This window comes from Paenibacillus sp. BT-177 (assembly GCF_025846815.2).
Taxonomy (GTDB): domain Bacteria; phylum Bacillota; class Bacilli; order Paenibacillales; family Paenibacillaceae; genus Paenibacillus; species Paenibacillus polymyxa_C.
The window spans coordinates 366373-379312 of the sequence record NZ_JAOYTP010000001.1 but is presented as its reverse complement, the minus strand read 5'-3'; the positions used below and the strand labels follow the sequence as shown (position 1 = coordinate 379312).

Here is a 12940-nt window from a genome sequence, read left to right as displayed (position 1 = left end):
GTTGTTTTTTGGACAAACAAGCAGATGAAAGGGGCAGGACCCGATGCAATGGTTTCGTCATACGTTAAAGGATCAGACGCCGTATTATGTTTTCTTGGCTGTACTGTTTCTAGTGGGAGTTGTCTTTGGCGCACTCATGGTAAATGCACTCTCCCTGGAACAGTTACAGGATTTGTCCCGTTACCTGAAGGATTTTTTTGTGACGGTCAATCAAAACAAGCAGGGCTTTGCTGATTCGCAGGCGGCCTCGACCTTTTGGGACAGCGTATCACTACATCTTAAATGGGTGGGCCTCATCTGGGTATGCGGGCTTTCGGTCATTGGACTCCCAGGTATTCTTGTATTGAATTTTCTCAAGGGTGTGCTGATCGGATTTTCTGTAGGTTATATGGTAGGGCAATATTCGTGGAAAGGACTATTATTTTCATTGGTTTCCGTTGCTCCACATAACCTACTCGTGATTCCGGTACTGCTCGTCTGTAGTGTGGCTGCGATGACTTTTTCCATTCATATGATCAAAACTAAAATACTTGCTACTCGGCCATCAGACGGGATGTTGCGTCCGTTGCTTTCTTACGCAGGATTGACTGCTGTGATGATGGTGCTGCTTATCGGCAGCGCATCCTTTGAAACCTGGGTCACCCCGGTTATGATGCAATGGGTCACTCCTATGCTGACGGCTTCCGTGACATCTTGATCTCATTTCAAAATGTTTGACTTTATTTGTATAGACCCCCTATAATAATAGGAGTGAAAAAAAGTGCAGTAGGCAGTAGCTTTGCAGGGGGAGGGAGACACATGGAAGCACGGATCGAAAAAATTAAGCAGCAGCTGCAATCCCAGGGCTACAAACTAACGCCTCAGCGGGAAGCCACCGTCAGAGTTTTACTTGAGAACGAAGATGATCATCTGAGTGCGGAAGATGTATTTATGCTCGTCAAAGAGAAAGCTCCCGAAATCGGTCTGGCAACCGTATACCGTACCCTAGAACTGCTAAGTGAACTGCATGTCGTGGAGAAAATTAATTTTGGCGATGGCGTTGCGCGTTATGACTTACGCGGCGATACAGCCAAACATCACCACCACCATTTGATATGTGTGCAGTGCGGCAGTGTAGATGAAATACTGGAAGATTGGCTGGGACCGTTAGAGGAGCGTTTGGAACGGGAATATAATTTTACTGTAGTGGACCATCGTTTGGACTTCCACGGTATTTGTTATCGTTGTAAGGCGAAGAACGATACAACTGCCCAGAAATCCTCGAGCAAAACCAAGAAAAACAAATCCCAGGATTAATAAGCTGACTACCCAAGCTCTCACCGACGAAGACGCGTTCGGGGGAGCTTTTTTGGTTCGGAATTTACTGTGTAGGACCAAGTGGTATAAAACGGAATAGCTTGTCATACCCTTCCATAGAGAGCCCTACATAGGGACTATATTTTGGGAAGGCGGCTGATCCACATGGTACTATCATTACGGAGAGGACTACAATGGCTGCGCTTGCTGATATTGTTCGGGGTGTTGGCATGTATGTTCTTTTATAGCCTCAGGCTGTTTACAGATTGGATAACACCTGTAGATCATTACCGAATACCGGAAGGACATGCAGTTAAGGTATTTGGCGGACAAACAGTGAATGAAGGGTCCGAGCAACGAATCGGAGTGTTGGAACGTTTACGTTTCTTTTATTGGTATGGTGAGTAGTCTATGTAATCTTCACGATGAGATGATGATATGAAGGCCGCACACGAAGAAGCAGGCGCAACAACTTGAATCGCTGTATGCAGGACAAGGAGACTTTTGGAACTCATGAAAATGTATATTCAACCTTTCGTTCAATATATGGAAGAGGAAAAAGGTTTGTCGCGCAGCACATTGGAAGCGTATCAGCGGGACGTACAGCAGTTTGCCGAATTCGCAGAAAGCTGTGGCCTTGAGCAGCCGGACAATGTACAGCGGTCACATCTGGTGCTGTATTTGGGGCATCTGAAGGAACAGGGAAAAGCCGCGGCGACAATTTCACGTAGCGTCGCCTCTATACGCTCCTTTTTTCATTTTCTCATTCGGGAGGGAATCGCAATCCATGACCCGTCCGTTCTGGTGGAACTGCCCAAGGCCACTAAAAAGAAGCCCTCGGTGTTAACACAGGATGAAATAGAGCGTTTACTGGCAGTGCCGGATGTGAGTGCCCCGCAAGGGGGGCGAGATAAGGCCATGCTAGAGTTGTTGTATGCGACCGGCATCCGCGTATCAGAGCTGATTGCCCTGAACGTGTGTGATGTGCGCATAGATTTGCGCTTTGTACACTGTGGCGGTGAGGCGGGCAAGGAGCGTGTTGTACCGATCAGTCGTGAGGCATCACAGTGGGCACAAGCTTACTTGGACGAGCAGCGTCCAGCGTTGCTGCGACCCGGGCAGGGTGAAGAGGCTCAGACAGAGCAGGAAGCCTTGTTCTTGAATGTATCGGGTCAGCGGCTTAGTAGACAGGGCTTCTGGAAAATAATTAAGAAGTACGCTCAGGAAGCAGGCATAAGCAAGGATATCACGCCCCATACGCTGCGACACTCCTTTGCGGTACATATGCTGGAGGGCGGAGCGGACTTACGCTCTGTACAGGAAATGCTGGGTCATGCAGATCTATCAACGACGCAGGTATATGCACAGACCGCTAGACGGAACATGAAGGAAGTATATGAAATGCATCACCCGCACGGCGGCAACCGCACTTCTCATGATAGCAAGGATCAAACGTAACGTCGCTTTGCTATTATAGAAAATGTGATAATGACTATAACTTTACGATTGTACAAGTCAGGAGAGATATTTATGTCAACAGCCAACCAAGCTACAATTCAGGAAGCAGCAGACTATATCCGTGCCAAGAGCGGAATAACTCCAGAGATTGGTCTTATTCTGGGATCGGGCCTCGGTATTTTGGCAGATTTGATTCAAGATGGAGTTAGTATACCCTATCAGGATATTCCCCATTTTCCCGTATCAACGGTAGAAGGCCACGAGGGGGAGTTACTGTTAGGCACTATTGAAGGTCGCGCTGTCGTCATGATGAAGGGGCGCTTTCATATGTATGAGGGCTATGGCCCGCAACTGACGGCTTTTCCTGTTCGGGTAATGAAGCAGCTCGGGATTCAAAGCCTGCTCGTGACAAATGCGGCAGGTGGTGTAAACACTTCCTACAAAGCGGGCGATCTGATGGTCATCTCGGACCATCTGAATCTGACCGGACAAAATCCGCTGATTGGACCGAACGATGCTGCTCTGGGTGTTCGCTTCCCAGACATGTCAGAGGCATACAGCCGCCGCTTGCGTGAAATTGCCAAACAAACAGCTACCCAACAAGGCTTCAGCCTGCAGGAAGGTGTATATGCCGGATTGCTGGGGCCCAACTATGAGACGCCTGCTGAAATCGTTATGCTGCGTACACTGGGGGCAGATGCAGTAGGGATGTCGACCGTGTCTGAAGTTATTGTAGCTCGTCATGCGGGGATTGAGGTACTAGGCTTCTCCTGTATCACTAATATGGCTGCAGGCATTCTGGACCAGCCTTTGTCTCATGATGAAGTGATGGAGACGGCAGAGAAGGTACGTGAACAATTTCTGAAATTGGTACTGGCGATTATTCCACAAATGTAGATTAAGTATAATTTTCCATTCGAAACGGTGGTTATATTCAAAGAACCCCATATCCGAGCGCCTTTTGATGGCGTGGGATACGGGGTTCTTTTACATACCGCGGTTGAGCTGAGTAAGATTGCCTAGTGAAGAGGGCGTGTGCTCCATGCAGCTGTATTCGCTTTTTCTGCTACAGTTAGTCTATGTCGCTCTTGCACCTTGATCACAATGACCATGAATATAATCCAGTAGATGGATAATGAGTTCAGAAAACGGCTATCCGTTATATTGTTTAACACGATGAACAGGAAGAAGACGGCTGCCGTCAGCCAAGTATACATATCTGTTTTGCCAATTCTGAATTTAAATAAGGTAGTTACGACGAGTATAACCGTTGCGAGTAGTCCTATGAGACCCACATCGATCCACAGATCTCGAAAGCCGCTATGGCTGCTGGTCAGATCAAAGCGGATGCCGTTCGCATAAATGCTGGGCCGGGCTGCCCAGAAGGAGCCATAACCATGGCCGAACCAGTAGTGGCTCTGAATAGCACCATCAATTCCCTGCCAGATTTCCGTTCTTCCGGTTAAGGTTGTTGTTTTTCCGAATTCCGAGGCAATCGCATCTCCATAAGTAAAGGTAAGTGCCAAACCCAAAAGAACAAGTAGGCAGGAACAGCTAACAAAGAACCCCCGCAACGCGATGCTTCGAATTCTTTTGAATAGCAATATAAACAAAATAAATACGAACAGTGAAGATGTCAGCACCAATGAGGTGGTAGATTGGCATTCGATGAGTAATAAGGCATTGAGTAAGATGAAGCCAATATGTAAAGCTTTGCGTGTGCCCCTGAAAAAATAAATGACATGTGAAACAAAACTTAACAGAGAGAGGGTTCCAAGTGTATTTTTATGGCCGGAGATTCCCTTCCACAGTCCAGTATGTTCTATACCGCCATGAATGGCAAAGGAAGGAACGAGTACAACGGCGAGTAGATTGAGTACGCTCAGGATACTTAATGTAACGACTAAGAGGCGTATGCAGCCCTGTGTTGTATAATGGGTGACCAGATAAAGTCCAAAGGTAGAGAAGGCAATAAATTTGAGAACCATGAGCACGGAAGAAGTCTGCTCTTGTTCAGCCCATATACAGGAGGCGGCGATGTACATCATGAGTAAAGTCAGCAACGGATTATCAGCTAGGGTTGCGATTAATGACTTGAGTGAAGGCAGAAGCATGGTGTAGCTAAACAACAAGATAAGCAGGGAAATCGTGATCACTCTGGGAGACAAACCCTGACAGGCAAAGGGGATCGAGAAAGCCAGTAAACCGGCTACTGTGAGTATGTGTTTCACGGTTTCACCGCCTAGATACGTTATGTATCTATAATATACAAAATGTATCTTCTTGTACAATCATAATAAAATATTTATTTTCATTTTTCACGATCCTAGAGCAAGCCTTATTGTGCATATACTCAGTCCATGCTAAGAAAATGAAGAATTCTTCGGGCATAGTCTGAAAGTATTTTCACGTTTTTAACAATGGGGGTGTTTGGGTGGCAGATTTTACAGACCGATTGAAGTTGAATTTGAGTGGTACGGGCAAAGAGTTAACGCCTCAGCAGTTAAATGACAATTTTAAAGCCATTGAAAAAGAATTCATGGAACGCAGTGTAAACGTAAGCTGGTTTGGAGCTGCTGGTGATGGTATTCAGGACGACACGGCAGCTATGCAAGAATTGATTAACAAGACCCCCGATTACTCCATTCTTCACATCCCCAGTGGCCGATACAAAATAACATCTACCCTTCAGATTCGGAAGCAGGGTATGCGCATTTTTGGGATTCATAAGGGCAGATACCGACAGGGTAAGGGAGTTACGTCGATTGAATATTATGGTACGGGTCCTTGTTTCCAAATTGGAGACGAAAGTCTGCCATCGTTTAGTGGCTTTCAAAATGTGCAGTTCCATGACTTATCGATCCGGTACGAAGGGACCGACAGAGCTACCTTAAATAATCCGTTTTCGCAGTCAGTGAAGCGCGGGTATTATGGCAAAGGTACTTTGGGCATTCAGGATTGGAAGGGCGGCGGCGTTGTCCTGGATAACGTGTTGATTGAGCATTTTGAAACGGCTTTTTGGGGCTATGAAAGTGATGTGAACTTATTTAAATGCACGGAGATAAATTACAATAAAATAGGGATTCACTTGCAGAACAGAAGTTCACAGTTTACAAGCATTGCGCTTTTTACGCTCGGAAACGATACGGCGCTGGACCTAAATAGTTCTAACGGGGCGAGATTCATGGCTAGCCAGCACATTAAGGATGGGAGCTCCAGTGATATTCCCATTCTAATAAATGATTTTATGAATGCAGAATTTATAGGCTGCTGGTTTGAGGGACTAAGCAGAGAACACAAGGTGACAGTACCTTCTTTTATTCAAATTGGTGCTACGAAAGAAACCAAAAATGTTGCCTTGCGCGACTCTATTTTGGCGATAGCAGACAAATACGATGACACCCAATCAGTGTGCAATTATTTTGTGGATGTGGTCATTGGCAAAAAAGTTTTGGTGGACGAGGTGGGCGGATATCCCCGTAATCTAAAACAGCTTATTTGTTTCTCTGGTAGCTCCTCCACACAGCAGGTGACACTTCGCTCACATTTGGATTTTAGTTATAGCAATCATCGTTATGACGAGAATAATGGGACAGGGCAAGCGTTGTTACTCGTAGAGAAATATTCGAATAATGGTTTTGAACATTTGAATGAAACCTTTGTCAAAGCCTACCTTGGTTCAAGGCAAAATATCCCTGCAGGTAGCTGGCAGAAAGTAAGGTTCAATCAAATCAATCATGATGAGTTGACCGAATTCGATGGTTCGAATAGTCGGTGGCGAGCCAAGCGAGCTGGGAAATACAGAATACAAGTCTACGTTTCGACCGATCCCCAAGTAGATGGTAACCGGACACGGCTGGCACTTCACCTGAATGATGAGCAGCTTGCCGGAAGTTCTGCCTATGCATATCTCGATGACAGGGTGATTGGCGGGCTGAACTATGGTGCATTGAGTGGAGCAATGGAACTTAGACTTGAAGCGAATTCTTTTATTGATATACGGGTGTTTAGTCAAAATGCAGTGGATATTTTACCGGGTGGAGGTATTACATACCTCACCGTTAGCCGGATTTGAACGATTTTTATAGATCCTGTTACAGACGATACATGTTGTGTCATTTATAGATTGGAAAATAGCACCATGCTGGCTCAGCTTGGTGCTATTTGATGTTTTTATTCATATGGAATATTTTTCTTTCAATCTGACGACAATGGTTAGCAGCACGCGAATAGATCGGGGAGATCAGTAAATGGGCTCCGATGCTTTACGCCAATATGTTGAGGAGGGGACCGATTGTGAAGAAAAAAGTGGTGGCGTTCATCCTGGCTTGTCTGGTAGCCTTGACTGCCGTCCCTGTCGGCGGTTGGGCCGAAGAAAGCAGACCTGAAAGCAAAACCAAAGTAGGATCAGCAGCTGAGCTGGCTCCCGAGGCTCTTTCGGCGATCTTGATGGATGCAGATACAGGCACAGTCATCTATGAAAAAAACAGTCGTGAAAAGCTTCCTCCAGCAAGCATCACTAAGATCATGACGATGCTGCTAACAATGGAGGCCATTCATGATGGCAAGCTCAAGCTGACCGATAAAGTACGGGCCAGTGAGTATGCGTCTTCAATGGGAGGCTCGCAAATTTTCTTGGAGCCGGGAGAAGAAATGACGGTCGATGAGATGCTGAAGGGAATTGCGATGGCTTCGGGCAACGACGCCTCTGTAGCGATGGCGGAGAAAATTGCAGGGTCTGAACAGGCTTTTGTCGAGATGATGAATGCCAAGGTGCAGCAGCTCGGACTCAAAGATACGCATTTTGCCAATTGCAACGGTTTACCCGTAGAAAATCACTATTCCTCTGCGCATGATATTGCGGTTATGAGCCGGGAACTGTTGAAATATCCACAAATTACGAAATATACGGGAGCATATCAGGACTATTTGCGCAAATCCTCGGTCAAGCCCTTTTGGCTGGTGAATACGAATAAGCTTGTTCGCTTCTATACCGGAGCAGACGGTCTGAAAACGGGCTATACGTCAGAAGCAAAGTTCTGCCTTTCCGCTACGGCGAAGCGTGATGGCTTACGTGTCGTAGCTGTCGTACTCGGTGAGCCGAACACGAAGATACGCAACAATGAGGTTTCTTCCATGTTCGACTACGCATTTTCTCAATATACAATGAAATCCATATATAAACCAGGTGAAAAGCTGGGCAGTGTAAAAGTTGAAAAAGGTGTATTACCAGAGCTGGAAATTCAGGCGGACCGTTCTTACAGTGTGCTGGTGAAAAAAGGCGGCAACAAACAAACACTGCGTCACGAGTTGCAACTGACTCCAAGCCTTAAAGCTCCTGTCCGGGTGGGTGACCCCGTTGGTAAGCTGGTCGTCTATCAGGATGGACAACGTCTTAAGGAGTTTAATATCACTTCGCCTGTGGCGATCGAGAAGGCCGGCTGGTGGAAATTGTTTAAACGTACCATGTCAAACCTATTTTCTTTGTAGATTTTACGGGGTTTTCTTCTAGTTTTGTCGGAGGGCAGGAATCGTCTGCGACTACGTAGAAATCCTTGTCCAAGACCGGGAGGAGAGTGAGCAAGCATGAACCTGCAAATTGAAATGGAGCATCACCGGGGAGTACTTATTGTAAGGCTGTCTGGTGAACTTGATCACCATACGTCAGATATGGTCCGTATGCAAATGGATGAGGCGATTCAACGCCGGCAATGCGAGCATATCGTGCTCAGCCTGAAGAATCTTCAGTTTATGGATAGTTCCGGCCTTGGCGTTATCTTGGGACGATACAAACTGATCAAGCAAAAGGGCGGGAAAATGGCAGTCTGTGATGTCAATCCGCCGGTACATCGACTGCTGGATATGTCAGGCTTATTTAAAATCATGCCCATCTATGACAACGAGGGAAATGCGCTCACGGAATTGGAGGTTGTGTCATGAGAGAAGGCACGGGGAACAATTTCATGAGCTTGCAGTTTGCCGCCAAATCGGAAAATGAAGCATTTGCCCGCGTGGCTGTGGCAGCCTTTATTTCCAGGCTTGATCCCACGATGGATGAGCTTAGCGATTTGAAGACCGTCGTGTCTGAAGCGGTGACAAACAGTATTATTCACGGTTATGACAGCGATCCGTCAGGTGTTGTAACGATTAAAGTTGGGATTGAAGCGGACGTGATCACGTTAGTCGTTGAGGATGCAGGACGGGGAATTGAGGATCTGGAGCTGGCCAAGCAGCCTCTCTATACGTCCAAGCCTGAATTGGAACGCTCTGGCATGGGCTTTACGATTATGGAAAATTTTATGGATGAGTTCGAAGCAGTCAGTGAGCCGGGCGGAGGCACGTCGGTCCGGATGAAGAAAAGGATTGAATCCAAGAAAGCTTTATATAATTAGGAGTTGATCCTATGGAAGCAGGAGGAAAAAAAACTTCGCACAGCTATTTGGAGGATACAGAGGTCAAGCGGCTTATTGCACTGAGCCAATCTGGTGATAATGATGCTCGTGAGACACTGGTCAATAGTAATATCCGGCTCGTCTGGTCTGTCGTGCAGCGCTTTATGAACCGGGGGTATGAACCTGACGATCTTTTTCAAATTGGTTGCATCGGATTGTTAAAATCGGTGGATAAATTCGATCTCAGCTACGAAGTCAAATTTTCAACGTATGCGGTACCTATGATTATCGGTGAAATTCAACGGTTCCTTCGAGATGACGGTACACTCAAGGTTAGCCGTTCCTTGAAGGAAACAGCCAATAAGGTCCGCAAAATGAAGGACGAGCTATCCAAACGGCTCAATCGCCTGCCTACAGTCAAGGAGGTTGCTGATGAGCTTGGAGTGACACCGGAGGATGTTGTTTTTGCGCAGGAGGCGAATAAGCCTCCTACCTCGATTCACGAAACAGTGTTTGAAAATGACGGGGACCCGATTACACTTATGGATCAGATTGCCGACGAATCACAGGAAAGATGGTTCGACAAGCTGGCGCTGAATGAGGCCATTGACGGATTATCTGAGCGGGAGCGATTGATTGTGTACTTGCGTTATTATCGGGATCAGACTCAATCAGAGGTTGCAAGTCGTCTTGGTATTTCTCAGGTGCAGGTATCACGATTGGAAAAAAAGATTTTACAACTGATCCGCGATCAGATTGCCCAATAATAATGGGCAGGATTTTAGTAAAACTTTATGCTTACGCATTTTAAAGGGTATTCCAAAGCCATTTTAATGGCCAGGAGTACTCTTTTTTGCGTGCGACAAAAGACAATACACAGAATAGGTTTGCTTGCTTCACTCCATACTAATCGGTAATTACGAGGATAAGGAGGGAATCGGATGAATCATAGTCCGGCTCCTATTGTCTATTTGCGGCTCCGCAGCCGTGTGCGTATGATCCAAGGGCAGGATTTACATTTGGGCGATGTAGCCCATCTGCTGACGGAGCCCGAATGGGAAAAGGATCTGCTTGAACTTGTTCTCAAGCGGCCGCAGAAGCAGGATGGTAACCTGATACTGGTGGACATGCTACAGATCATATCAAAAATTAGAGATCATATTCCGGGAGTTGTAGTTGAATCTCTCGGGAAACCGCATGTACTTGTGGAACTCGTGGAGAGACCCCGTAAGCCATCCAAAATACTGTTCGTGTTGGTATGGTTACTTCTGTTTTTTGGCTCTGCGCTGACGATTATGAACTTTCATGCTGACGTTAGCATGATGGAGGTACAGGTTCGGATTGTAGAAATGATTACGGGACAAAAGGATGAGCACCCGTACTTGTTCCAAATTGCTTACTCGATCGGCATCGGCTTTGGTATGATCGTATTTTTTAATCACTTGTTCAAGAAAAAATGGAATGAGGAGCCGACGCCACTGGAGGTGGAAATGTATCTGTATCAGGAAAATGTGGATCAGTATGTTGTGGCAGAGGAGTATGAAAAGATGGCTCGTTTGCAGCCAAAGGATAAGAAACCATGATATTTGTACAGGCTGCACTTCAGATTATTTTGGGTATCGCTGGGGGGCTGGCGGTAGGTAGCGGTGTGATTGCTTTTTTTATTGTGCTGGATATTATGCCGCGATTAGCACAACTCACCCGGACGTATAAAAAATCACGTGCATACGAAAAGGCGATGATTTTAGGTTCAGTGGTGGGAACCGTGGCCGATTTTTGGAACATCTGCTTGCCATTACCGGGCATATTTACATGGATACCTGGTTTGTTTTGCGGAGTGTTTATTGGCTTGCTCGCCGCGGCTCTAACAGAGGTGCTGAATCTCCTGCCCATACTGGCCAAGCGACTCCATATGACTGTATACATGTTCGGTCTGTTAATGGCAATGGTGCTTGGCAAGGTAACGGGTTCCTTATTTGATTGGTTTGTATACAACCGTTAATAGTGAAAGAGAAGGGGGCAAGAAGTATGGATCACAGAACGGATCAGGATCAGCAGGAGCATTATCATGGAGACGGAGCAATTGGAAAGGAAAATCATACTGACGGGGAAAGTTTGGGCTCCTGGAAGCAAAAGCAGGAGCAGGAAGCCGCCCGTCTTAAGCACAAAAAAGAAAGCGAGCGTTCTGATAATGTAGAGGAATCCATTCGTTATTGGCAGATTGAGGATGATATTTCGCCAAAGATGAAGGAAAATCGTGAAACCCTTAAGATGGTATTGGGTTTGGGAGAAACCTTTGATGTTGTATTTAGGGAAATGACAACAGGTGGCCGCCATATCGGGTATTTGTTCCTGAATACCTTTGCCAAGGATCAGATCATGCTTGAGGTGCTAAAGCGGCTCACCTATCTGACGCCGAATGACATGACTTCAGCTGGACTCCAAGCGTATTTCGAAAATTTTATTCCACATATACAGGTGGAGAAGACGGATAAGATGTCCGTTGTTATAAACAAGGTACTGACGGGAATGAGTGCTCTCTTCATGGAAGGCGAGCGTTTTGCTGTTATTCTGGATACTCGTAATTACCCTGTACGGAGCCCAGAAGAACCTTCCTTGGAGAGAGTTGTGCGCGGTGCACGTGATGGTTTTACTGAAACGATGCTTACAAATGTAGGTTTAGTGCGTCGGCGTTTGCGAGACCCCGGACTTAAATTCGAGGCCATGCAGGTCGGACGCCGAACTCGAACAGATGTATGCTTGGGCTACATTGATGATATTGTGGATAAGGTTATGGTGGATACGGTACGAGACAAAATTAAAAATGTTAATCTGGATGGTATTCCACTGGCTGATAAGCAATTAGAGGAGACGATTATCAATAAAGGTTGGAATCCATATCCATTAGTACGATATTCAGAGCGACCAGATGTTGTAGCTTCGCATATTATGGAAGGAAGGCTCGTTATTTTCGTTGATACCTCACCCAGCGTAATGATTTTGCCTACCACTTTTTTTGACCTGTGCCAGCATGCAGAAGAGAATCGGCAAACCGCTTTTATGGGTAGCTATTTACGCTGGGTACGTTTTATAGGCATATTCGCCTCGATGTTTCTGCTTCCGATGTGGCTACTAATGGTTATCAATCCCGAATTAAAACCGGCGTTTCTCGATTTTATCGGCCCTCAAAAGGAAGCGCATTTTCCGCTGATTGCCCAGTTTATCATTGTGGAACTAGGGGTCGATCTTATGCGAATGGCAGCTGTGCATACTCCGACACCATTGGCTTCCGCCATGGGGTTGATTGCAGCGATTCTGGTTGGTGATATAGCGGTTAAGACGGGGCTGTTCGTAAATGAAGTCGTATTGTACATGGCTGTTGCTGCCATAGGAATGTTCGCGACACCAAGCTATGAGTTGGGGCTCGCGAATAGACTGATTCGACTATTCCTGCTGATTGCTGTTGCTATTTTTCACGTACCAGGCTTTGTCGTGGGCACGACACTGATCATTTTGATGCTGACACTGCATCGGTCATATAATTCTTCGTATTTGTGGCCGTTTATTCCTTTTAATGCCAAAGCGTTAGCTTCCATCTTGTTCCGTATGCCTGTACTTGATGCGCCTAACCGCCCGTCATTTAATAAAACGAGGGACAATACGCGTATGCCCCATACGGATGCCAACACAGATTCGAACTCAGGCAATGGACAGGAGCATTAATGTAAATGATCTGCATAAAAATCCATTGTGCTTGATGTTTTTTTTGCTATACTGGTGTAAACATTCGATGG

At 46.1% G+C, this 12940-nt stretch carries 14 protein-coding genes; 13 read left to right on the top strand and 1 reads right to left on the bottom strand.

The annotated features are described in order from the left end of the window. The first annotated feature begins 43 nt into the window (after window positions 1-43). The 5 genes from spoIIM (at window position 44) to OIU26_RS01890 (ending at window position 3651) form a co-directional block, all read left to right on the top strand. Window positions 44-697, top strand: coding sequence for a stage II sporulation protein M (gene spoIIM / locus OIU26_RS01910; protein ID WP_013371743.1), 654 nt, complete (start codon window positions 44-46; stop codon window positions 695-697). A 101-nt stretch (window positions 698-798) separates the two neighbouring features. Then, a complete protein-coding gene (locus OIU26_RS01905; RefSeq protein ID WP_264215800.1) occupies window positions 799-1296 on the top strand; it encodes a Fur family transcriptional regulator in 498 nt (165 codons plus the stop codon). A 165-nt stretch (window positions 1297-1461) separates the two neighbouring features. Then, window positions 1462-1704, top strand: coding sequence for a YqzK family protein (locus OIU26_RS01900; protein ID WP_013371741.1), 243 nt, complete (start codon window positions 1462-1464; stop codon window positions 1702-1704). 105 nt (window positions 1705-1809) lie between these two features. Continuing rightward, entirely contained in the window at window positions 1810-2754 is a 945-nt protein-coding gene (gene xerD / locus OIU26_RS01895; RefSeq protein ID WP_264215799.1) for a site-specific tyrosine recombinase XerD, read from the top strand. 72 nt (window positions 2755-2826) lie between these two features. Further along, complete coding sequence (locus OIU26_RS01890; protein WP_264215798.1) at window positions 2827-3651, top strand: purine-nucleoside phosphorylase; 825 nt, start codon at window positions 2827-2829, stop codon at window positions 3649-3651. A 122-nt stretch (window positions 3652-3773) separates the two neighbouring features. Here OIU26_RS01890 and OIU26_RS01885 read toward each other — a convergent pair whose 3' ends face one another. Next, window positions 3774-4985 (bottom strand): O-antigen ligase family protein, encoded by a 1212-nt coding sequence (locus OIU26_RS01885; RefSeq protein ID WP_264215797.1) that lies wholly within the window; start codon window positions 4983-4985, stop codon window positions 3774-3776. A 203-nt stretch (window positions 4986-5188) separates the two neighbouring features. Between OIU26_RS01885 and OIU26_RS01880 the strand changes: the two genes are divergently transcribed. The 8 genes from OIU26_RS01880 (at window position 5189) to OIU26_RS01845 (ending at window position 12869) form a co-directional block, all read left to right on the top strand. Beyond that, window positions 5189-6829 (top strand): glycoside hydrolase family 55 protein, encoded by a 1641-nt coding sequence (locus OIU26_RS01880; RefSeq protein ID WP_264215796.1) that lies wholly within the window; start codon window positions 5189-5191, stop codon window positions 6827-6829. Between the two features lie 221 nt (window positions 6830-7050). Further along, window positions 7051-8244 carry a D-alanyl-D-alanine carboxypeptidase family protein gene (locus tag OIU26_RS01875; RefSeq protein ID WP_013371735.1) on the top strand — a complete coding sequence of 398 codons (1194 nt, stop codon included), beginning with the start codon at window positions 7051-7053 and terminating at the stop codon, window positions 8242-8244. A 96-nt stretch (window positions 8245-8340) separates the two neighbouring features. Next, window positions 8341-8694: an anti-sigma F factor antagonist gene (gene spoIIAA, locus OIU26_RS01870; protein WP_013310782.1), complete on the top strand. Its 354-nt coding sequence runs from the start codon at window positions 8341-8343 to the stop codon at window positions 8692-8694. Then, complete coding sequence (gene spoIIAB / locus OIU26_RS01865) at window positions 8691-9146, top strand: anti-sigma F factor (protein ID WP_013310781.1); 456 nt, start codon at window positions 8691-8693, stop codon at window positions 9144-9146. The genes spoIIAA and spoIIAB overlap by 4 nt, the downstream gene beginning before the upstream one ends. A gap of 11 nt (window positions 9147-9157) precedes the next feature. Then, window positions 9158-9913, top strand: a complete 756-nt coding sequence (gene sigF, locus OIU26_RS01860) for an RNA polymerase sporulation sigma factor SigF (protein ID WP_013371734.1) — start codon at window positions 9158-9160, stop codon at window positions 9911-9913. A gap of 174 nt (window positions 9914-10087) precedes the next feature. Then, window positions 10088-10729 carry a stage V sporulation protein AA gene (locus OIU26_RS01855; RefSeq protein ID WP_013371733.1) on the top strand — a complete coding sequence of 214 codons (642 nt, stop codon included), beginning with the start codon at window positions 10088-10090 and terminating at the stop codon, window positions 10727-10729. Further along, window positions 10726-11148 carry a stage V sporulation protein AB gene (locus OIU26_RS01850; RefSeq protein WP_013371732.1) on the top strand — a complete coding sequence of 141 codons (423 nt, stop codon included), beginning with the start codon at window positions 10726-10728 and terminating at the stop codon, window positions 11146-11148. Before OIU26_RS01855 ends, OIU26_RS01850 begins: the two co-directional genes overlap by 4 nt. 26 nt (window positions 11149-11174) lie before the next feature. Continuing rightward, on the top strand, window positions 11175-12869 hold the full coding sequence (locus OIU26_RS01845) for a spore germination protein (RefSeq protein WP_264215795.1): 1695 nt from the start codon (window positions 11175-11177) through the stop codon (window positions 12867-12869). Window positions 12870-12940: the final 71 nt, after the last annotated feature.

Excerpts from the sequence above, each read along its gene's own strand:
- spoIIM (WP_013371743.1), top strand. The coding sequence starts at position 44 with ATGCAATGGTTTCGTCATACGTTAAAGGATCAGACGCCGTATTATGTT.
- OIU26_RS01905 (WP_264215800.1), top strand. The coding sequence starts at position 799 with ATGGAAGCACGGATCGAAAAAATTAAGCAGCAGCTGCAATCCCAGGGC.
- OIU26_RS01900 (WP_013371741.1), top strand. The coding sequence starts at position 1,462 with ATGGTACTATCATTACGGAGAGGACTACAATGGCTGCGCTTGCTGATA.
- xerD (WP_264215799.1), top strand. The coding sequence starts at position 1,810 with ATGAAAATGTATATTCAACCTTTCGTTCAATATATGGAAGAGGAAAAA.
- OIU26_RS01890 (WP_264215798.1), top strand. The coding sequence starts at position 2,827 with ATGTCAACAGCCAACCAAGCTACAATTCAGGAAGCAGCAGACTATATC.
- spoIIAA (WP_013310782.1), top strand. The coding sequence starts at position 8,341 with ATGAACCTGCAAATTGAAATGGAGCATCACCGGGGAGTACTTATTGTA.
- spoIIAB (WP_013310781.1), top strand. The coding sequence starts at position 8,691 with ATGAGAGAAGGCACGGGGAACAATTTCATGAGCTTGCAGTTTGCCGCC.
- sigF (WP_013371734.1), top strand. The coding sequence starts at position 9,158 with ATGGAAGCAGGAGGAAAAAAAACTTCGCACAGCTATTTGGAGGATACA.
- OIU26_RS01855 (WP_013371733.1), top strand. The coding sequence starts at position 10,088 with ATGAATCATAGTCCGGCTCCTATTGTCTATTTGCGGCTCCGCAGCCGT.
- OIU26_RS01850 (WP_013371732.1), top strand. The coding sequence starts at position 10,726 with ATGATATTTGTACAGGCTGCACTTCAGATTATTTTGGGTATCGCTGGG.
- OIU26_RS01845 (WP_264215795.1), top strand. The coding sequence starts at position 11,175 with ATGGATCACAGAACGGATCAGGATCAGCAGGAGCATTATCATGGAGAC.